21 protein-coding genes are annotated in these 19,972 nt (G+C 68.8%); 13 read left to right on the top strand and 8 right to left on the bottom strand.

Features of this window, described 5'->3' with window-relative positions; genetic code table 11:
• Positions 1–158: 158 nt before the first annotated feature.
• The 5 genes from ACLJPX_RS12375 (at position 159) to ACLJPX_RS12355 (ending at position 4,605) form a co-directional block, all read left to right on the top strand.
• Complete coding sequence (locus tag ACLJPX_RS12375; protein ID WP_037317970.1) at positions 159–782, top strand: superoxide dismutase; 624 nt, start codon at positions 159–161, stop codon at positions 780–782.
• Positions 783–871: 89 nt separating this feature from the next.
• On the top strand, positions 872–1,630 hold the full coding sequence (locus tag ACLJPX_RS12370) for an arylamine N-acetyltransferase family protein (RefSeq protein ID WP_410600194.1): 759 nt from the start codon (positions 872–874) through the stop codon (positions 1,628–1,630).
• A gap of 216 nt (positions 1,631–1,846) precedes the next feature.
• The gene (locus tag ACLJPX_RS12365) at positions 1,847–2,686 is read left to right on the top strand and encodes an SDR family NAD(P)-dependent oxidoreductase (protein WP_410600193.1); all 840 of its coding nucleotides are present in this window, start codon (positions 1,847–1,849) and stop codon (positions 2,684–2,686) included.
• A 236-nt stretch (positions 2,687–2,922) separates the two neighbouring features.
• Entirely contained in the window at positions 2,923–3,417 is a 495-nt protein-coding gene (locus tag ACLJPX_RS12360; RefSeq protein ID WP_410600192.1) for a hypothetical protein, read from the top strand.
• Positions 3,418–3,588: 171 nt separating this feature from the next.
• Positions 3,589–4,605 carry a hypothetical protein gene (locus ACLJPX_RS12355; protein WP_410600191.1) on the top strand — a complete coding sequence of 339 codons (1,017 nt, stop codon included), beginning with the start codon at positions 3,589–3,591 and terminating at the stop codon, positions 4,603–4,605.
• Here the strand turns inward: ACLJPX_RS12355 and ACLJPX_RS12350 are convergent.
• The 4 genes from ACLJPX_RS12350 to ACLJPX_RS12335 all read right to left on the bottom strand — a co-directional run bounded on the left by ACLJPX_RS12350 (position 4,602) and on the right by ACLJPX_RS12335 (position 8,359).
• Entirely contained in the window at positions 4,602–5,039 is a 438-nt protein-coding gene (locus ACLJPX_RS12350) for a hypothetical protein (protein WP_410600190.1), read from the bottom strand. The two genes, ACLJPX_RS12355 and ACLJPX_RS12350, sit on opposite strands and share 4 nt — an antisense overlap.
• On the bottom strand, positions 5,036–6,295 hold the full coding sequence (locus ACLJPX_RS12345; RefSeq protein WP_410600189.1) for an MFS transporter: 1,260 nt from the start codon (positions 6,293–6,295) through the stop codon (positions 5,036–5,038). Before ACLJPX_RS12345 ends, ACLJPX_RS12350 begins: the two co-directional genes overlap by 4 nt.
• A 107-nt stretch (positions 6,296–6,402) precedes the next feature.
• Positions 6,403–6,834, bottom strand: a complete 432-nt coding sequence (locus ACLJPX_RS12340) for a MarR family winged helix-turn-helix transcriptional regulator (RefSeq protein ID WP_101610869.1) — start codon at positions 6,832–6,834, stop codon at positions 6,403–6,405.
• A gap of 67 nt (positions 6,835–6,901) precedes the next feature.
• A complete protein-coding gene (locus ACLJPX_RS12335) occupies positions 6,902–8,359 on the bottom strand; it encodes an NCS2 family permease (protein ID WP_410600188.1) in 1,458 nt (485 codons plus the stop codon).
• A gap of 80 nt (positions 8,360–8,439) precedes the next feature.
• Here ACLJPX_RS12335 and ACLJPX_RS12330 point away from each other — a divergent pair, with 80 nt between their 5' ends.
• Positions 8,440–8,667 (top strand): DUF2530 domain-containing protein, encoded by a 228-nt coding sequence (locus ACLJPX_RS12330; protein ID WP_101610871.1) that lies wholly within the window; start codon positions 8,440–8,442, stop codon positions 8,665–8,667.
• Positions 8,668–8,842: 175 nt separating this feature from the next.
• Positions 8,843–9,805 (top strand): endonuclease domain-containing protein, encoded by a 963-nt coding sequence (locus tag ACLJPX_RS12325; protein ID WP_410600187.1) that lies wholly within the window; start codon positions 8,843–8,845, stop codon positions 9,803–9,805.
• On the opposite strand, the gene ACLJPX_RS12320 is transcribed toward ACLJPX_RS12325, so the two are convergent.
• Together ACLJPX_RS12320 and ACLJPX_RS12315 are read right to left on the bottom strand one after the other, a co-directional pair.
• Positions 9,759–12,569, bottom strand: a complete 2,811-nt coding sequence (locus ACLJPX_RS12320; protein WP_410600186.1) for a sacsin N-terminal ATP-binding-like domain-containing protein — start codon at positions 12,567–12,569, stop codon at positions 9,759–9,761. The genes ACLJPX_RS12325 and ACLJPX_RS12320 overlap by 47 nt on opposite strands.
• Positions 12,559–13,527 carry a DUF3027 domain-containing protein gene (locus ACLJPX_RS12315; RefSeq protein WP_410600185.1) on the bottom strand — a complete coding sequence of 323 codons (969 nt, stop codon included), beginning with the start codon at positions 13,525–13,527 and terminating at the stop codon, positions 12,559–12,561. The genes ACLJPX_RS12320 and ACLJPX_RS12315 overlap by 11 nt, the downstream gene beginning before the upstream one ends.
• Positions 13,528–13,576: 49 nt before the next feature.
• Between ACLJPX_RS12315 and ACLJPX_RS12310 the strand changes: the two genes are divergently transcribed.
• Genes ACLJPX_RS12310 through ACLJPX_RS12300 form a run of 3 tightly spaced genes read left to right on the top strand, consistent with a single transcriptional unit; the run spans position 13,577 to position 16,823 of the window.
• Positions 13,577–14,341 (top strand): glutaminyl-peptide cyclotransferase, encoded by a 765-nt coding sequence (locus tag ACLJPX_RS12310; RefSeq protein WP_410600184.1) that lies wholly within the window; start codon positions 13,577–13,579, stop codon positions 14,339–14,341.
• 51 nt (positions 14,342–14,392) lie between these two features.
• Complete coding sequence (locus ACLJPX_RS12305) at positions 14,393–16,330, top strand: MFS transporter (RefSeq protein WP_410600183.1); 1,938 nt, start codon at positions 14,393–14,395, stop codon at positions 16,328–16,330.
• A 10-nt stretch (positions 16,331–16,340) separates the two neighbouring features.
• Positions 16,341–16,823: a DUF2771 family protein gene (locus ACLJPX_RS12300; RefSeq protein ID WP_410600182.1), complete on the top strand. Its 483-nt coding sequence runs from the start codon at positions 16,341–16,343 to the stop codon at positions 16,821–16,823.
• A gap of 91 nt (positions 16,824–16,914) precedes the next feature.
• Here the strand turns inward: ACLJPX_RS12300 and ACLJPX_RS12295 are convergent, their stop codons facing one another.
• Positions 16,915–17,301 (bottom strand): cold-shock protein, encoded by a 387-nt coding sequence (locus tag ACLJPX_RS12295; protein ID WP_101610878.1) that lies wholly within the window; start codon positions 17,299–17,301, stop codon positions 16,915–16,917.
• Positions 17,302–17,433: 132 nt separating this feature from the next.
• On the opposite strand from ACLJPX_RS12295, the gene ACLJPX_RS12290 reads away from it, so the two are divergent.
• On the top strand, positions 17,434–17,679 hold the full coding sequence (locus ACLJPX_RS12290) for a hypothetical protein (protein WP_101610879.1): 246 nt from the start codon (positions 17,434–17,436) through the stop codon (positions 17,677–17,679).
• Here ACLJPX_RS12290 and ACLJPX_RS12285 read toward each other — a convergent pair.
• Positions 17,615–18,268: an HAD family hydrolase gene (locus ACLJPX_RS12285; RefSeq protein ID WP_410600181.1), complete on the bottom strand. Its 654-nt coding sequence runs from the start codon at positions 18,266–18,268 to the stop codon at positions 17,615–17,617. The two genes, ACLJPX_RS12290 and ACLJPX_RS12285, sit on opposite strands and share 65 nt — an antisense overlap.
• 95 nt (positions 18,269–18,363) lie before the next feature.
• On the opposite strand from ACLJPX_RS12285, the gene ACLJPX_RS12280 reads away from it, so the two are divergent.
• Positions 18,364–18,975, top strand: coding sequence for a TetR/AcrR family transcriptional regulator (locus tag ACLJPX_RS12280; RefSeq protein WP_174720467.1), 612 nt, complete (start codon positions 18,364–18,366; stop codon positions 18,973–18,975).
• Between the two features lie 15 nt (positions 18,976–18,990).
• Positions 18,991–19,962 carry a R2-like ligand-binding oxidase gene (locus ACLJPX_RS12275; protein ID WP_410600180.1) on the top strand — a complete coding sequence of 324 codons (972 nt, stop codon included), beginning with the start codon at positions 18,991–18,993 and terminating at the stop codon, positions 19,960–19,962.
• Positions 19,963–19,972: the final 10 nt, after the last annotated feature.

Below are 19,972 nucleotides of genomic sequence, written 5' to 3'. Positions count from 1 at the left end.
CTAGCAAAGTGGGTTTCAGGCAGTCGGCCCAACGGGTACAGCTGCTGAGAACGAGTCGTTCCACCTGGGGAGAAACGCGGCGCCCCCGGTCGCCGCAAACGGGTGAAGACGACTAAGTTCGTCCTTGGAAACTTGTGTCGAAGACAGAAGGAGGGCCGATGGCCCGCTACGTGCTCCCCGATCTCGACTATGACTACAGCGCCTTGGCGCCGCACATCTCGGGCGAGATCAACGAGCTGCACCACAGCAAGCACCACGCGACCTATGTCAAGGGCGCGAACGACACGCTCGACAAGATCGCCGAAGCCCGTGAGGCCGGCAACTTCGGCGACATCGTCGGCCTGCAGACCACGCTGGCGTTCCACCTCGCGGGGCACGCCAACCACGTCGTGTGGTGGAAGATCCTTTCCCCGGAAGGCGGCGACAAGCCGACCGGCGAGCTGGCCTCCGCGATCGACGAGGCGTTCGGCTCCTTCGACAAGTTCAAGGCGCAGTTCACCGCGGTCGCCACCACGATCCAGGGCAACGGCTGGGCCGCGCTCTCCTGGGACCCGATCGGCAAGACGCTGATCACCCAGCAGCTGCGTGACCACCACAACAACCTGGTCCTGCCGACCACGCCGATCCTGCTGGTCGACGTCTGGGAGCACGCGTTCTACCTGGACTACAAGAACGTGAAGCCGAAGTACGTCGAGGCCCTGTGGAACATCTTCAACTGGGCCGAGATCTCCAAGCGGTTCGACAACGCCGTCGCCGGTGGCAACGGCCTGCTGCTCGGCTGACCTTCTCACCACGAAGCGGGGCTCTCCTTCCGGAGGGCCCCGTTTTCCTTGCTTGACCTCCAGCGAAGTCGAGGTGTCAAGGTGGACGCATGGACGTCGCCGCATACCTCGACCGCCTCGGACTCGACCGTCCCGCCACCGCGGACGTCGCCGCGCTGCGGATGCTGCAGGAACGCCATCTCTCGGTGGTGCCGTTCGAGAACCTGAGCATCCACCTCGGCGAGCCGATCGTCCTGGAGACCGAAGCGCTGTTCGACAAGATCGTGCGACGGCGTCGCGGCGGCTTCTGTTACGAGCTGAACGGCCTCTTCGCCGCCTTGCTGCGAGAACTGGGCTTCGACGCCACACTGAAGGCCGCGAAGGTCTTCCGGCCGGACGGCACCCTCGGACCACCGTTCGACCACGCGGCCGTCCGGGTGGAGCTCGACGAGCCGTGGCTGTCCGACGTCGGCTTCGGCAGGTTCAGCCGGTTCCCGCTGCGCCTGTCCGCCACCGAGCCGCAGGCGGACCCGGACGGCGAGTTCCTGATCCTCGACGCCGCCTACGGCGACATCGACGTCCTCCAGGACGGCAAGCCCCAGTACCGGCTGGAGCAGCGGTCGCGGACGCTGGACGAGTTCATCCCGACGGCGTTCTGGCAGTCGGCCTCACCGGAGTCGGACTTCGCGCGGGGACCGAGGTGCTCGCTGCCCACCAAGCACGGCCGGGTCACCCTCGCGGGTGACAAGCTGATCGTCACCACCCACGGCGTCCGCGAGGAAACCAGGCTTTCGAGTGATCAGGAGATCCTGGACGTCTACCGGAAGGAGTTCGGGATCGAACTCGCCCGGGTGCCGGAACGGCCTTGACCAGACCGGCGGGGTCCTCGACCATGAACCCCCGGCATGAACGAAGCCCCGCCTCCGGGGGTAACCCGGTTGCGGGGCTTCGTCCGTTCCCGAACTGACTGCCGCTCCCACCACGAAGCGGACATGTATGAGGTTAGCCTAACCTCATCTACCCCGGCAAGGGGTACGACCGAGAGACGCCGATCTCACCCTTCCGAGTGACGGCAAACTGTCCCCATGAGTCTTCTGAGCGGCAAGGCCGTGGTGATCACCGGCTCCGGACAGGGCCTGGGCAGGGCTTTCGCGCACCACGCGGCCGCACAGGGCGCCGCGGTCGTGGTGAACGACGTCGAAGCCGGACTCGCGGACGAGGTCGCGCGTGAGATCCGCGCCCGGGGCGGACGCGCCGTGTCCAATGGCGACTCGGTCGCCGACGCCGGACATGCCGCCGGACTGATCGACCAGTGCGTCGCCGAGTTCGGCACACTCGACGGCCTGGTCAACAACGCCGGCGTCAACTACCGCGCCGAACCGTGGGCGGACGACCCCGCCCGGATGCGCGAAGTGGTCGAGGTCAACGTGCTGGGCCCGCTCTTCTGCGGGACCGCGGCGGCGGCGGTGATGCGCGAGCGGGGCAGCGGCGTGATCGTGAACGTGGGCTCCGGCTCGATGATCGGCCAGCGGCGCGCGGCCGCGTACTCGGCCTCGAAAGGCGCCGTCGCCTCCATGACCGCCTCCTGGGCGGCCGATCTGGCCGAGCACGGCATCCGCGTCAACGCCGTCGCGCCGGTGGCCTGGACGCGGATGGCCCAGCGGGACCCGAGCGTCGTCCAGACCCCGGAGCACACCCCGGAACGGGTGGCGCCGCTGGTGACCTACCTGCTCAGCGACCTTTCGGCGGGGGTCACCGGGCAGATCCTCCGGTTCCGCGGCGACATCCTGTGCGTCCTTCGCCAGACCGCGATCAAGGACCCCGTCCTCGAGCGGGACGGGTGGACGGTCGAGGACATCGCGGACGCGGTGGGCGGCGACCTGCGGGAGGCGCTGGAGCCGCCTCCCTCGGCCCGGTGGCGGTGACTCAAGGCCGATGCCCCAGGACGTGAAGGACTCCTTCACTACCCTCAAGGTCAGGGTTCCGGCAAAGTCGGCTATCCGCACGTGTCAGGTTTCGAGGGTTTCCAGCGGGGTCGTGAGCGATAAGAAGCGTTAGAACGACACTTACCACTCACGACCACCCCGCAAACCACCCAAATCGGGCAAAAATGCACCAAGACTGTCCTCAGTGGACATTCGAGGAGCGTGTCAGGCCACAGGTGACGAGCCCACTCCGTCACCCCTGCGACCAGCGGATAGCCGACTTTGCCGAGACCCTGGCCCGCGCCATGCGAAGTCTGGTGCTGCCAGGTCAACGCCGTCTGCATTTCACCCACGAGAACGACGGGCGCCGCAAACGCATTCTGGACACGATCGCAGAGCTCGAGCCCACAGTGAGGATCTACGACGCCTCGGCGCATCGTCGGCGACGTCAGCGTGAAGTCTGTCTTGACGTGCTGGTCGAGGACCTCGCCGAAGCCGGCACAAGAATGCTCGTGCTGGAAAGCGACGAGTCGATCGTGGAGCTGGACCGGAAGACGCTCTACCGATCCGTCCGGCAGCACGGATGCCAAGACGTTCTCGAGTACCGGCACCTACGCGCGTTCGAGGAACCACTACTCGCCATCCCGGACGCGCTCGCGTGGTGCTGGCAGCGTGGGGGCCCTTGGAAGACCCGGGCGAGAGAAATGGTGAAGGAGGTCAGAACCGTCTGAGGTCCGGATACGCGAAACCCGGCCCACCCACCGTCCGGAAGGCTGCCGGGTCCACTTCACCGGTTTAGTAACCGGCGCTGATCGAAGTCTACCTCAACCTCACTCACCCCATCCACCCATCGGGTTGGCGTTTCGCCGGACAGCGGGCGCCCGACGGACTAGCTTCTCCCCGTGGCCACCGGGAACGACTACCGCAGCATCGCGCGCAAGACCGACCGTCCGATGTGGATCTGGGCGGGCTGCGCGCTGACGAGCGTCCTGCTGCTGTCCGGCGTCGCCATCGCCGTCGCGATCACCGTGCTGAACAAGGACGACCCCGGAACCGGAGCCGAACTGCCGGAGGTCTGGCCGTCCAAATCCGGGCTGGCGCTCCGCCCGGTCCCGATGCCGACGGGCGAGATGGTGACCGCACTGACGGACGACACCGGCGCGCAGGTGCTCTGCCAGGCGATCCCGGAGCAACGCTGGGAGGAGATCCTCGGCGGCCGCACGCTGCGGGAGGCGGGCGGGGCCTGTCACGCGGTCACCGCGGAACTCGACGTCAGCGCGCAGATGATCCCCGAGTTGCCCAAGGACACGAGCCGGGGCCTGCCGACGAGGACCACCGTCGCCGGCAAGGTCGCCGTCATCGCCACCGACAAGGACGGCACCAGCCTGAGCGTCGAGCTGGTCGAGGTCGCGCCGCACAACGGCGCCTCGCCGGTGCTGCGCGTCTCCCTCCGCGGCAGGGCCATCAAGAATCCCGAGACCGAGGGCAAGGCGAAAGCGCTCGCCGAGGCGCTGATCGCGGGGGTGACACCGCCGGGGCCGGCGTTGCCGAAAATCGGCGAAGACGGCGAGATCCCGCTGGAGAAGCGCGAACCCGGTCCGATCAAGGACCAGCCGCTCCCGGTGGTCTCCTGGCTGCTGTGCGGGGAACTCGGCCGCGCGCTCGGGATCCCGTCCGACAACGCGAAACCGACCTTCTTCGCCGCCTGCGAGCTGAACGGGGTGACCGCGGACTACAGCGAGCTGTCCTCGCTCGTCCGCCCGACCACGAGCGTCGCGGGGCTGCCCGCGCAGGTCGACGACGGATCCGTCATCGTGCAGCTCACCAACGACCCGGGCGGGCAGACGCTGAAGTTCAAGGGCACCGGCGATCTCACGGCGCTCGCCGAAAAGATGGTGCCGCCGCTCCTCGGGCGCTAGGCCCGGTAGTTCGACAGGAGGTCGCGGAGCAGGGTCTCGTACGCCTTCCGATCGAACCGGGCCACGGCGAAAGCGAACTCCTGAGCGGGGTCGAAAGGCTCGTAGTCGTACTGCCAGCCGAAACCCCGCCACTCGACCCAGTCATCGCCGAAGACGACCTCGACGCTGTAGCCGCCACAGCCGAGATCGCCGCACAGCGGGCAGAACAGCAACGCGACCCGGCCGTCGTCGAAATCGCCCGGTAGATCGCCGAGCAGGCGGCAAAGCGTCGCGACCGCCGACTCGCGCCACAGGTCCCCGTCCAGGGACAACGGCGTCCGCTCCTGCACGGGGACGATCGAGCGCAGCGCGACACCGTCGATCGTCCAGTCCAGGAACCGGGCCTCGCCGTCGTTCCAGCGGGTCACCGACGGTTCGACACCGAGCTTGTTCACACCCGCTCCCTCTTCAGCACGCGCAGCCCGTTTCCGAACCGCCGCACCGGCAAACTCACCCCACCGCGCCGGATCAGCACGACGGCGCACACTACCGCGGCGAGCGCCGAGATCGCACCGCCGATGTAGAACGGCGAGCGGCCGCCGAAGGCGTCGGCCATCCAGCCGGTCATCGGGCCGCCGATGGGGTTCCCGCCGATCAGCACCAGCACGTAGAGGCCCATCACGCGGCCGCGCATCTCCGGGCTGACGGCGGTCTGCACCAGCGCGTTCGCGGTGTTGAGGAAGGTGATCGTGGCGAAGCCGAGCGGAATCAGCGCGAGGCCGAAGGTCAGGTACGTCGGCATGAACGCGGTGACCACCTCGAACGCGCCGAGCAGGAACGCCGAGATCAGCAGCAGCCGCACGCGGGGACCGCCGCGGGTGTTGCGGCGGGCCGACATCAGCGCGCCGGTGAAGGTGCCGACGGCGACCAGCGTCGACAGGAGGCCGTAGCCGTCGGCGTTGGTGTGGAAGACGTTCGCGGCGACGATCGGCAGCGAGGTGAAGTACGTGATGCCGAAGGTGCTCACGAAGAACACCAGCACCATCACGGTCATCAGGTCGCTGCGCCGCCGGACGTACCGCAGCCCCTCGACCAGTTGGCCCTTCTCACGCGGGATGGCCGGGCCGCGGAAGAGCTTGTCCGGGTTCATCATCACCAGCGCGACGATGACGGCGCCCGTGCTCACCGCGTTCGCCATGAACAGCCAGCCGGTGCCGACCCAGGTGATCGCGAAGCCCGCGATGGCGGGCCCGACGATCCGGGCCATGTTGAAGATCGAGGAGTTGAGCGCGACGGCGTTGGTGACCTTGTCCTTGCCGACCATCTCGGCGACGAACGACTGCCGTGCGGGCACTTCCAGCGACGCGGTGATGCCGAGAGTGAAGCAGAGGAGATACACGTGCCACAGAGCCGCGATACCGCTCAGATCGAGTGCGCCGAGGACGACGGCCTGTGACAGCACGGCGATCTGGATGCCGATCAGGAGCCGTCGCTTGTCGACGCGGTCGGCGAGCACCCCGGCCCACAGCGAGAGGAACAGCGTCGGCGCGAACTGCAGCGCGACCGCGATGCCGAGCGCGATCGGGTCGTTGCCGCTGAGGGTGAACACCAGCCAGTCCTGCGCGATGCGCTGCATCCAGGTGCCGATGTTCGAGATGACCTGGCCGGTGAAGAAGAGCCGGTAGTTCCGCACCTTCAGCGACGAGAACATGCTCCCGCGCGGTTTCTCGCGCGCGGAGGGTGGCGGCGGAGCGGGTTCCCGGGTAGCGGCGGTCTTGGAAGGACACTGTGTTTCGCTACCCGTGGTCGTCACCGCTGTTAGTTCCCCGCCATCCTGTCGATGATCTCGGCGGCGCGAGAGAGCACTTCGCGTTCCTCCGCGCTCAACTCCGCCAATTGCTTGTCCAGCCAGATCTCCCGCGCGGTGATCTGCTCGACCACGTAGGACCGCCCGCGATCCGACAACTCGACGATCGCCTGACGGCCATCGGTCGGATGCGGCCTGCGCTCGACGTAATCCATCTCCTCGAGCGCGGCGATCACCCTCGTCATCGAGGGCGGCTGGACGCCTTCCTTCGCGGCGAGCTGGCCTGGGGTCAGCGCACCGCATTTGTGCAGCGTGGACAGCGCGGACACCTGGGTCAGCGAGATGCCGTCACCGGCGCGCTGGGCCCGTAGCCGACGATTGAGCCGCACCACCGCGAGACGCAGGCGGCTCGCCAATGAGCGCTCGTGCGTGTCTCCGGACATATAGTTAGCATACCTCACGATCGGATCACTGGCCCGTGAGATCGACCACGGACGACAAAACCGCAGGTCAGCTGAATGCTGCCTGAATGGGGCCGACGGCGAAGTAGGCCAGGAACATCACCGCGATGCCCCACATCAGCGGGTGGATGCCCTTCGCCTTGCCGGTGACGGCGCGGAGGACGACGAAGCTGACGAAGCCCGCCCCGATGCCGTTCGCGATCGAGTAGGTGAACGGCATCACCACGATGGTCAGGAAAGCGGGCAGGGCGACGGTGAAGTCGGAGAAGTCGATCTCCTTGACCTGGCTCATCATCAGCGCGCCGACGACGACCAGCGCCGGAGCCGCGGCCTCGACCGGGACGACCTGGTAGAGCGGGGTCAGGAACATGGCCGCGATGAAGAGCACGCCGGTGACGATGTTCGCGAGCCCGGTCCTGGCGCCCTCGGCGATACCGGACGCGGATTCGACGAAGACGGTGTTCGAACTCGACGACGCGAAGCCGCCCGCCACCGCGGCGGTGCCGTCGACGAACAGGGCCTTGCCGACGTTCGGGAGCTTGCCGTCCGCGGGCAGGAGGTCGGCTTCCTTGGCCAGTCCGGTCATCGAGCCCATGGTGTCGAAGAAGTCGGCCAGCACCAGGGTGAACACCAGCAGGACGACGGTGATGATCGGCAGCCGCGTCCAGGCGCCGAAGGAGATGTCGCCGACCAGGGAGAGGTCCGGCAGGCCGAGGACCTGGTCCGGCAGCGCCGGGTAGCCGAGGTTCCAGCCCTGCGGGTTCACGCCCTTGGACGGGCCGACCTTCGTGATCGCCTCGATGACGATCGCCAGCACGGTCGAAGCGAGGACCCCGATCAGGATGGCGCCCTTGACCCGCTTCGCGACCAGGATGCCGGTGAGCAGCAGGCCGACGACGAACACCACGGTCGGCCACGAAGCGATCGAACCGTTGATGCCCAGCCCGACCGGCACGGTGGTCTTCGCGTCGTCGGGGACGCGCCGGACGAACCCCGCGTCGACCAGGCCGATCAGGCAGATGAACAGGCCGATGCCGACCGCGATCGCGGATTTCAGCGGTGGCGGTACGGCGTTGAACACCGCCGTGCGGATCCCGGCGAAGACCAGCAGGACGATGACCAGGCCCTCGATCACCACCAGGCCCATCGCCTCGGGCCAGCTCATCTGGGAGGCGAAGGTGACCGCGATCAGGCTGTTGATGCCGAGGCCGGTGGCGATGGCGAACGGGTAGTTCGCGACCAGCCCCATGATGATCGTCAGCACCCCGGCGACCAGCGCGGTCACCGCGGCGACCTGCGGAACGGGGAGGATGTTGCCGAGGACGTCCTTGTGCGCGCCCGCGTCGTCCGCGGAGAAGCTGCCGATGATCAGCGGGTTGAGGACGACGATGTACGCCATCGTGAAGAAGGTGACGATCCCGCCGCGGACCTCACGTCCCGGTGTCGAGCCGCGCTCGCTGATCTTGAAATACCGGTCCAGTGTGGACCGGGTGCGCTGCTCCGCCATCGCGTACCACCCTTCGCCCGTTGCCGGGTACCCTTCCCCACGTGGGCGAATCGATCAATTCCGGGGAAGTAAACGGTTCATTGCGGCCAACGCCGGAACTGCCGAAGCGGCTGACCGACCTGACGCCGGTCGTGATCGTAGGTACCTCGCTGTGGGCCGTCGCGACCGTGGTCCTGTTCTTTGTGACCGACGGCATCTGGGTGCAGACGGCGTTCTCCGGCCTCGTGCTCGGCTTCATCGGCCTCGCGATCATCGCCTGGCAGCGCGCCGCCGCCCGCCGGGGCTCGAAAAGCGCCCAACGCCTCTGACCCCCTCTCGCGTTTCGTCCTCTGGTTGCGGTCCTTGCACGTGCAAGGACCGCAACCAGAGGACGAAACGCGGCCAGGGAGCGGGTTATGCACAGGCGAAGGGTGTTGTGGACAAGTGCGGCGAAAATGATCTTGAACGCCGGGTGACGCCGGAGTCGGCTGTCATCGTCGAGTCGTGTCCATAAATTCCTGCTGCGAGTTCTCCGGCCCCTTCCTCGGCAGCCATGCCGTCAGCGAAGGGGACCTCACCCGCGCCCAGCTCCGTTCGGGTCTGTACAACCGCCTGTTCCAGGACGTCTATGCCCCGGCGGGTCTTCGCCAAGATCATGAACTGCGATGCAAGGCCGCGGCCCTCGTCGTGCCCGACGGCGCGGTGCTGACCGGTTGCTCCGCCGCGACGGTGCACGGGTTCCCGTTCGCGGACGCGGACGATCCTGTCGAATTCGTCGTGCCCGAACAGAAGGGCTTTCACGGCCTGAGTGGAACGCATCTCCGACGCACCAGGCTCCTCGGCGAGGATTTCGAGCCCTGGCGCGACGGCCTGATCGCCACTCCGCCGCGGATGACGATGGACATCCTGGCCAACACTCGCCTCCATCGTTCCTTCCCTCGCGTGGTCGGCTTCCTCGATGTCCTGCTCTCCACGGGATTCGTCGACCGCGACGAGCTGGAGGTCTACCTGCGGCACCGGCATGACCACGGCATCGTCCGGGCGCGCCAGGCCCTCGCCCTCTCGGATGGGCGAGCGGAGTCGATTCCGGAGTCCGAAGTCAGGGTATGGCTGAGACTCCACGACATCGAGGCAGAGCCACAGGTGGAGGTCTACCGGGACGCCCAGTTCCTCGGTCGCCTGGATCTCGCGATCCGTGAGGCCAAACTCGCCATCGAGTACGACGGCGCGTGGCACCTCGAAGGCGAACAACCGCGTTTGGAAGCCCGGCGGCGGTCACTCATCGAGGCTGAAGGCTGGGAGTTCATCGTCATCACCAAAGAAGAGCTCTATGGCGACCCGCGGGCGATGGTCCACCGAGTACGCACGGCCCTCGCCCGCCGCGTTCAGTCCAAGGACCGCAACCAGACGACTAAACGCGTCAGTTCAGGAGTGCCGAGGGTGAAGGGTCTTCGAGCAGGGCCGTGAGGACGTGCCGGTCGGCCCACCGGTCCGTGGCCCAGGCGAACGCCCGCGCGAGGCCTTCGGGGGTGTCGGCGGCGTGCAGCCTGCCGTCGGACCACCAGGCGACCTCGTGCTCCGCGTCCTCGAAGGCCACCGTCAGCGCCTCGTGCAGCAGCACTCCGCCCTCGGGCGGTTCGACGCCCAGCTGCTCGGCGGCCGCCCGGAGCGCGGAAAGTTCCGTCCACGGCACGTACTCGCCGTCTTCGGCGACCTTGGCGTCGAGACCGCTCGCCACCGGCAGGTCCAGCAACTCCGCCAGCGCACCGGCGCCGCTGTCCGAGACGACGATCCGCGCCGGCGCCAGCACGGCGGCGAACCACGGCACGTCGAGGACGACGGCGTCGCGAGCGTCGGCGGCCGAACCGTCCGCGACCCGGACACGATCCGGCGCTTCGACGTCCACCGCCGCTTCCGCGAGCGCCGCGTGCGCCCGGGCGGCGAGCCCGGGGCTCACCGTGCGCTCGGGATCGCCCAGCCTCTCCAAGAGGTCCTCGACGTCTTCGACCTCGGTGCCCAGCTCGGTCCGGACTCCGGCTGCGAGCAGGATCTCCTTGCTCAGCCCCGAATCCGGGACGACGTCGTAAAGCCCGGCCAGCGCGGCGGCTTCCGGCATCCGCCAGTCGAGCGGCGCGTGCCCGTCCAGCAGCGCGTACCGCGCGAGCCACCAGCCGGTGTGCCCACCGGGTTCGGTGAGGGCACGCCAGGTTTCGGGGCGCGACGCAAGCAGGCGCAACGCCTCCGGCCAGGCGTCGTCGGCGACGAGATCGAGATCGCGCACGCCGAGCACGCGGGACGGCGGGCGTTCCCGCGAGTCCCACCAGTCGTGCTCGTCGGGCAGGCCGTGTTCGGGCTCCAGCGGATCGTCGTCGGCGATGATCGCGAAGGTGTCGAGCACCCCGACCGCGACGAGCGTGGTCATCGGCCAGTCTTCGGCGAATTCCTCGTCCAGCACGGACAAGGCGCCGTCTTCTTCGAACACCTCGGGGTCGAAGATGTCGCCCAGCGGAGACGTGGGCAGGACGAGTTCGTCCGCGCGCCGCCAGCCGTCTTCGCCCGGCAGGGCCAGTGCGCTCGCCCAGCCGGGAGCTTCGTCGCCGACCTCGGCGATCAGGCGGAGCACCGCGCCCGCGAGCGCCATACCGTCCAAACCGGACCGGACGTCCTCGACGCTGCGTTCGACGGCGGCACTCAGCGCGTCGGCTTCGAGCAGGTCACCTGCCTCGGCGTGCTTGGCGCCCAAGCGTTCCAGCAACGGATGTGCCGCGACAGGGTGCACGAGCCGGAGTCCGAGAATGTCCACATCGGACAGGAGTTCGAGCAGTTCCGCCGATCCGCCGACGAGCAGCGCGTCGCGCACGCCGGGCAGGGTGCGGCCGTCCGACATCGGCACCGGCAAGGCGCCGAGGTCGTCCTTGGCGAGGTCGTGCGCTTCGAGCGCCGGGAGCAGCACGTCGTAAAGCGAGTGCCACCACGAGGGTTCGCGCTGGACCCCGGTCAGCAGCTCGATGACCTCGGCGGGCGGAAGCGCCTGGGCGCCGACGGCACGAAGGTCCACACCGGACAGTGAGATCAGCCCGGGCACGAGATCGGCCAGCAGCGGCGCGAGACCCGGCACGTCGACCAAAAGCACCCGCGCCCGCCTGCCCGGCAGGTCGTCGCCTTCCTGCGCCGGAAGCCAGGGAAGATCCGCGAGGTTCTCCAGAATGAACTCCCGCAGCGTTCCGTCCACAGTGGAACGCGGGAAGCCCGCACCGGGTACGAGCAGCAGGCGTTCCTTGCCCGGCAAGGAACAGACGAGATCGACGTACTCCCGCGCGGCGTTCTTCAAGGCCGCCGTCAGCTCCGGCCCCGGCAGTGCGCGACGCCGGGACGGCTCGATCGGCAGCGTCGCGATCAGCCTCGCGGGCAGGGAAAGCTCGTCGTCGGTGGGGGTCGGCGCGTGCAGGACGTCTTCGCCGAGCGGCCGCGGCGAACCGGCTCCGTCCAGCGGCACCGCCCAGACGACGTCGCCGCGATGAACCTGCCAGTGGTCGGCGGAACCGTCCGGCGCCGAGAGTTCGACGACGCCGTCACCGAGATCGGTACGGCGCCACACCCCGCCGTCGACCTCGATGCTCTCCAGCCAGGACAGCGTGAGCAGCAGGTCGCCGATGTCGTTCTTCAGATCCGTCAGCAGCGCGGGGAGGTCGACACCCTCGCGCACCGGAAGCCGGACCTCGGTGGCGAAGCCTTCGGGCACGGGAGGCTCGCCGTCCTGGACCGGCCACGGAAGCCGGAGCACGGGGACGTCACCGGCGCGGGCGGCCTCGGCCCGGGTGCGCTCCGCGGAGAACGCGACCCCGCCGGTCGCCGAAACGATCCGAGGTTCGGCGGAAACCGTGAGCACGGCGGCGAATCCGACGCCGAACCGGCCGACGGTCTCGTCGCCTTTGCCGGAAGCACGAAGGGAGGCAAGGGATTCGACACCCCGGGCGTCCAGCGGAGCACCCGTGTTGGCGAACCTCAGCTCACCGTCCACAACGGACACCCGGAGTGTGCCGCGTTCACCGGCCGCCAGCGCCGCGTCGGCGGCGTTCTGCGCCAGTTCGACGAACAGCCGGTCCCGGTAGCCGCCGACGCGCAGGTCGTTCTCGGTGTTGGTGTCCTCGGTGAACCGCGTCGGCGAATCCGCCCACGCGCGCAGGACGGCGGCGCGTAACCGCTCGGTGCCGAACGGGTCAGTGCTCACTGGGGCTTTCGGTGGTCTCCGCCTCGGCGGACGGGTCGGCTGCCTCGGGTTCGACCTCCGGCTGGACCTCGGCGGTCTCGGGCACCTCGACCACCGGCGCCTCGGACTCGTCGACGACCGCGGCCTCGGCGGCCTCGGCTTCAGCGACCTCGGCCGCGACGGGCTCAGGCTCGGCCTCAGCGGGCTCGGCAGGCGCCTCGGGCGCGGGCTCGAAGTCGACCAGCGAGTCGTCGTAGACCAGTTCCGCCACCGGCACCGACGAGGTCACCTCGACCTCGATCTCGGAGTGCGCGCCGCAGCCGTAGGCGACGTCGACGACGTGACCGTCCGCCGGGGAGATGTCATTGGTGCACGCGCCGAAGGCCGCGCTGAGCGAGCCCGCGAGCGACACGAAGAACCCGCAGCTTCCACAGACGTCCGGCGCGCTGCGCGCCATATCCGACCGCGGCCCGAATTCGCCGCCGTGCCAGCGGGCGGCGGCGTCGAGCCTGCCGTGCCGGGACAGCACGTGGACCCGGCCGAGGCCGGTCTCCTTGGCGACCGCTTCGACCGCGGGGTCGTCGGACTCCAGGTACGCCGGGGCGAGCCGCGGGTCGTCCTTCTCCACCGGGAAGATGTCGCCGACGCCGAGGTCGCCCGCCTGGACGCGGCGATCCCACGGCACCCACGCCGGCGCGACGCGCGCGTCCGGACCCGGGATGAGCACGACCTCGCTGACCGTGATCGGTTCTTCGTCACCGGCGAGCGCGACCGTCACCGACCAGCGCCAGCCCCGATAACCCGTCACGGTCGCCTCGAACAGGTGACTCGCGGAAACCGCGTCCTCCCGATCGACGCCGACGTGCGCGCCGACCTGTTCGGCACCGGCGTCCTCCAGCACCGCCGCGCGGGCCAGATCGACCGCCTCGGCGAGTTTGCGCTGGATAGAGCCGTCGTCCAGGGTCAACAGCAGGGTCATGCCCCCATTCTGCCGCACGCGATATCGAGGTCCGTGTCAGGCTGTCCGCGTGCGCACGCTGATGACCACCTCGCTCCTGCTGGCCGCCGTCCTCGGTGGCTGTGCCGCCGCGCCGGTGAGCGACGCCGCCCCGCCCGCGCCCGAGAAACTCAAGGTGCGGGTGCTCTCGTCCTTGCCCCATGACCCGGCCGCCTTCACCCAGGGGCTCGAGTTCTCCGGAGAGACGCTGTACGAAGGGACCGGCCTGGTCGGAAAGTCGTCGATGCGGGCAGGACCGGCGGGCGCGGCGCCGTCGGTCCGGCAGGAACTGCCCGGACTGTTCGGCGAGGGCATCACGGTGCTCGGGCCGACGGCGTGGCAGATCACCTGGAAGGACGGCGTCGCGATCGAACGCGACGCCAAGACCCTGGCCGAGCTCAGGCGCGTGAACTACACCGGCGAAGGCTGGGGCCTGTGCCACCAGGACGGGCGGCTGGTGATGAGCGACGGTTCGTCGAAGCTGACCTTCCGCGACCCCGCTTCCTTCGCGCCGACAGGCAGCGTCGACGTCGGGCGCGACCAGTTGAACGAACTGGAGTGCGTCGGGGACTCGGTGTATGCGAACGTCTGGCAGACCGAGCGGATCCTGCGGATCGACGCCTCGTCGGGGCGGGTGACCGGCGAGATCGACGCGTCGGGGCTGCTCGAGGCGGGCGAGAGGGGCTCCGCCGACGTCCTCAACGGCATCGCGGCGGTGCCGGGAACGGACGAATTCCTGATCACCGGCAAGCTCTGGCCCAAGATGTTCAGGGTGAAGTTCGTCCCCGCCGCCTAGAAAGCAGTGGTGAACGCGCGCGGCGGGTCTCGCGTAAGGCAGGATTGACTGGTGGGAATCTTCGGCTCGAACTCTGGACCCGACGGCACGCGTTCCGGCCGGTCGGGCAAGGAGCGCGGCCGCAAGAGCAAGCGGAAGTGGACGCCGGAGCCCGGCGCCGCCCAGGCGCGCAGCTGGTCCGCCCCGCCGCCGACCAGGGTCGACCAGCAGCCGGTCCCGCCGCGCCCGGCCCGTCCCCAGCCCCAGTACCAGCCGCATCCGGCCGGGCCGACCGCCGACGAGGCGCGCACCGGCGCGATCCCGATGGGACACCACCAGCCACCGCCGCCTCCGCCCCGGACACCGCCGCCACCACCGCAAACGCCTCCTCGCGGCGCGCGGCCGTACCCGGATCCTTCGCAGCGGCAGACCGAACCCGTCCGGCGTCGTCCCGGCGGGTTCTACGACGATCACGCTCCGGGCAGCGGCGAGTACGAGCACTACGACACGGGCGGTTACGCGGGCGAACCGCGTGAAGCACCGGAGCATCCGCAAGAGAACCCGACGACCGCGGTTCCGCCGCGGGCGGGCTCCCTGCCGAAGATGCCGAAGAAGATCACGGTCACCCGGGTCGCGGCGATGCGCAGCCGTCAGCTCACCGGGCAGGCCGTCGGCGCCTTCCAGCGCGCGACGAAAGCGGACGGCGCCGACAAATCGGGCCTGACTTCGCTGACGTACGCGGTGATGCTGAACTACGCCAGCGACGCCGCGATGGCGATCGCGCTGGCCAACACCCTCTTCTTCGCCGCCACCAGCGGGGAGAGCAAGGGCAAGGTCGCGCTCTACCTGCTCATCACGATCGCCCCGTTCGCACTGGTCGCGCCGGTGATCGGCCCGGCGCTCGACAAGATCCAGCGCGGCCGCAGGCTCGCGATGTGCGTGTCCTCCGCTGGTCAAGCGCTGATGGCCGTCGTGATGGCGCTGCACTTCGACGACTGGCTCCTGTACCCGGCGGCGCTGGGCATGATGGTGCTGTCGAAGTCGTTCACCGTGCTCAAGGCGGCGGTGACGCCCCGGGTGCTGCCACCCGAGATCACCCTTTCTAAGACGAACGCCCGGCTCACCGTGTTCGGCCTGGTCGCAGCCGGTGTGTTCGGCGCGCTCGCGAGCGGTGTCAACGCGATCTGGGGTTCCGCGGGCGCGTTGTGGTTCACCGTGCTGATCTGCGTCGCGGCCGCCGTGCAGTCGATGCGGATCCCGTCGTGGGTCGAGAAGACCGAGGGCGAGGTGCCCGCTTCGCTTTCGGCGCACCCGGAGCGGCGGGTCAAGAAGCAGCGGCAGCCGATGGGGCGCCAGATCGTCGTCTCGTTGTGGGGCAACGGTTCCGTCCGCGTGCTGACCGGCTTCCTGATGATGTTCTCCGCGTTCGCGGTGAAGGCTCAGACCGAGGGCAGCGGGCAAAGCCCGTTCAACCAGCTGCTGCTGCTCGGCATCATCGGCGCCGCGGCCGGGGCCGGCGGGTTCCTCGGGAACGCGCTGGGTTCGCGGCTGCACTTCGGCAAACCGGATCAGGTGATCCTGGCCTGCGTCGGGGCCTGCCTGGGCATGGCGGTCATCGCCACCGTGGCGGCCGGGCTGGCGACGGCGGCCATCGTCGCGCTCGTCGGCGCGACGGCGAGCGCGCTGGCGAAGATCAGCCTCGACGCCGTCATCCAGGAAGACCTCCCGGAAGAGTCGCGCGCTTCGGCGTTCGGCCGGTCGGAGACCGTGCTGCAGATGTGCTGGTGCTTCGGCGGTGCCGTCGGCCTGCTGCTGCCGCCGACGTACTGGATCGGGTTCCTGGTGCTGTCGATCCTGCTGGCCGTCGGGTTCACGCAGACGTTCATGGTCCGGCGCGGGACTTCGCTGATCCCCGGCCTCGGCGGCGACCGCCCGCTGCGCCCGGACCCGACCAGCGAATCGCCCATCCCGTCGGAGGCCGGTGACTCCCGGTGGCGGCCTAGCTCGTAATCTTCACCGTATGCGGCGACTTCGTATTTTGGCCCTGCTCGCGGCGGGTGGTTTCGTGGTGGCCGGTTGCTCGGCCCCCGGCCCCGAAGAGGTGACCTTCTTCGCCGACGGCAAGACGGTGAACGTCGCCCCGCTGGCGTCCTGCGACGTCAAGAGCGCCCAGTGCACCACCCGGCCCGACGCCGCGGGCAAGCTGCGCGTCCGGCCGGGGAAGCCGGTGCAGATCTCCGTGCCGAGCCAGATCGCGGAAACGCCGTGGAAGGTCACGGTGCAGTACGTGAACGCCCAGGGCGAGCCGCAGGAGCTGAAGCAGGACATCATCACGTCGCTCGACCGGTTCGCCTACACCGTGACGACGCCCCGGCCCGACGACCAGATCCTCGTCGTCGAGGTCGCGCAGGCTTCGGTGATCAGCCAGACCGGGCGTCCGGAGGACGCCGAGGCGGTCACGACGGCGATCTGGTCGCTGCAGGTCGAATCACCGGCGGTCTGAGCCCCTCGCGCGCGCTATGAAAGGCCCGTTACTTGCAAAATTTGCAAGTAACGGGCCTTTCATAGCACTACCGGACGGAGAACGGGCCGGATCAGGGATCGAGGTCCCGGGCGACGGCGCGCATGATCTCGGCGATCTGCTTGGTGTTCTTGCGGTCGGGGTAGCGGTTGCGCCGCAGGTCCGGCTGCGCCTTGAGCTCGAGCAGCTTGATCATGTCCTCGATGAGGCCGTGCAGCTCCTCGGCGGGACGACGGCGCGCCTCGGCGACCGAGGGCGGCGGGTCCAGCAGCCGGACGGAGAGCGCTTGCGGGCCGCGGCGGCCGTCGGCGACACCGAACTCGAGGCGCTGGCCCGCCTTGAGCCCTTCGACGCCCTGCGGCAGCGCGGCTTTGCGGATGTAGACGTCGGCGCCCCCATCCTGGGTGACGAAACCGAAACCCTTCTCCGCGTCGTACCACTTGACCTTGCCGGTCGGCACTTTCCTCACCAATCCTTCGCTGTCCTGCTCACGACGAACGCGCCCGGGGGCGTACCCAGGGCGCGCGTCCCATAAGCGTATCTCGACACATGCCCTGTGGAGAAGCGGATACCGGCGGATACCCTCTGCGTCATGGAGACCGCAGTAAAGGAGGCCGCTGTGGCCGTCCCCGAAAAGCCCGGCAAACCGATCCTCATGCGCGTGGGCATCGGCCTGTTCGCGATCGGCATGATCGCCGTCACAGCCGTGTTCGTCCTGTTCGCCGCCGGACTGGAGAACCTGCCGGTGTGGCTGTCCGCCGCGGCGGGCGTGGTCACTCCGCTGGGGCTGGCCCTCGGTCTGATCGCGCTGGTTCGCGAAGCCCGCCGAAAGAGCTGAACCAGCCGGCGAACTCGGTCAGCGAGTCGAACACCACGTCGGCCCCTTCCGCGAGCAGCTCGGCCTTGGTGCACGGACCCGTCGTGACCCCGACGGGTACCGCGCCCGCCGCCAGCGCGCCGCGGACGTCGCCGACGTGGTCCCCGACGTAGACACTGGCGCCGTGCTCGGTGAGCGCGGCGGCCTTCTGCGTCGACCACAGCTCCCCGACCAGGACGTCGACCTCGAAGCCGAGGGCGTCCAGGTGGAGTTTCGCGTTGGGCGCGTACTTGCCGGTTACGACGACGGTGCGCCCGCCTGCCGCACGGACCGCGTGCAGCGCCTCGGCCGCCCCGGGCAGCGCGATCGTCACCGGAACGACGGTCTCCGGGTACATCGCCCGGAACCGGGTCACCAGCTCCGGGATGCGCTCCTCCGGCGCCCCGAAGCCGCGCAGGCTGTCGTCGAGGGGCGGGCCGAGGTTGGCCGCGAAGAACTCCCCGTCCAGCGGCAGGCCGGACTCCACGCCGAGCGCGTTCATCACCGCGACCATGCCCGGCCGCGGATCGATCAGTGTCATGTCGAGGTCGAACCCCACGGTGATGCCCACGTCCGCCACGGTAGCGGCCACCACCCACTGATTTACACCGGCCGGACAATCGTCAACGCCGTTGACATGGGCCCGATCTGTGTCAAGCTGGGAATGTGGGCGAGATCACGAGCTTCTCCGATCGGACCAAGGCCTCTCTGCGGGAGGCGCTGCTCGACGCCGCCACCGAGCTGCTCGCCGAGCGCGGTTTCACGGCACTGCGGATGGCGGACGTCGCCGCGCACGCCGGAGTGAGCAGGCAGACCGTCTACAACGAGTTCGGCAACAAGGCCGCGCTCGCCCAAGCCGTCGTGCTCCGGACGACCTCGGAGTTCCTGGAGGGCATCCGGCTGCGCGTCCAGCACGCGCAGGACCTCCTCGACGGGATCCGCGAGGCCGTCGTCTACACGATCGAGCACGCCCGAGAGAACCGGCTCGTCGCCACCACGCTGGGCACCGAAGCCGGGGAGGACCTGCTTCCCCTGCTCACCACCAAGGGCGAGCCGATCCTGACCGCGGCCACCGAGGTCGCGGCCGAGCAGTACCGCGAGTTCGAACCGGCCCTTTCGGCTCGTTCCGCCGCGCTGCTGGCGGAGACCGTCGTGCGGCTTTCCCTGTCCCATCTCGTCATGCCGACCCATTCGGCCGACGAGGCGGCGGCCTCCGTCGTCGCCGTGCTGGCGCCCGCCATCCGGGCGCTGACCACCGTTTCGTCCACAATGGAGTGACACGAAGGGTACGTCATGACCGATACGCTTTCCGAGCTGCGGACCGGTTTTTCCTCATTACGCAAGGGCGGCCTGAACTGGGACTCGTTCCCGCTGCGGCTGTTCGTCAAGGGAAACAACAAGTTCTGGAACCCCGCCGACATCGACTTCTCGCGTGAGCGCGAAGGCTGGGACACGCTCAACGCGGATCAGAAGCGATCGACGACCTACCTGGTGGCGCAGTTCATCGCGGGGGAAGAGGCGGTCACCGAAGACATCCAGCCGTTCATGCGGGCGATGTCCGCGACAGGCCGTTTTGGCGACGAGATGTACCTGACGCAGTTCTGTTTCGAAGAGGCCAAGCACACCGAGGTCTTCCGCCGCTGGATGGACGCCGTCGGACTGACCGAGGACCTGCATCCCTACGTCGCGGAGAATCCGCACTACCGCAAGCTTTTCTACGAAGAGCTGCCACAGTCACTACGCGCGCTGGAGGAGGATCCCAGTCCGCTCAACCAGATCCGCGCGAGCGTCACCTACAACCACGTCATCGAGGGCAGCCTCGCGCTGACCGGGTACTACTCGTGGCAGTTGATCTGCACGCAGTACGACATCCTGCCGGGGATGCAGGAACTGGTGCGCCGCATCGGCGACGACGAACGCCGCCACATGGCCTGGGGCACCTTCACCTGCCGCCGTCACGTCGCCGCGGACGACTCGCTGTGGGACGCCGTTCAGCAGCGGATGGGCGAGCTGCTTCCCCACGCGCTCAACATGATCCAGTGGGTGCAGGACCAGTTCGACGAGGTCCCGTTCGACAACGATCCGGAGGAGATCATCCAGTACGCGGCGGACCGGGCGCAGCGGCGCCTCGGCGCGATCGAGTCCGCGCGCGGGATGCCGGTGGAGCAGATCGATCTGGACTACTCGCCGGAGAACCTCGAAGAGACCTTCGGCGAAGAAGACGCGAAGGCGATCGCCGCGGCCGCTGCCAACACCGCGGCCTAGCGAGAGCTGA

The sequence above is a fragment of the Amycolatopsis sp. lyj-90 genome, from assembly GCF_046549035.1.
Lineage (GTDB): Bacteria > Actinomycetota > Actinomycetes > Mycobacteriales > Pseudonocardiaceae > Amycolatopsis.
Note: the sequence above shows the minus strand (reverse complement) of the source record. Positions and strands in the feature narration are given on the sequence as shown.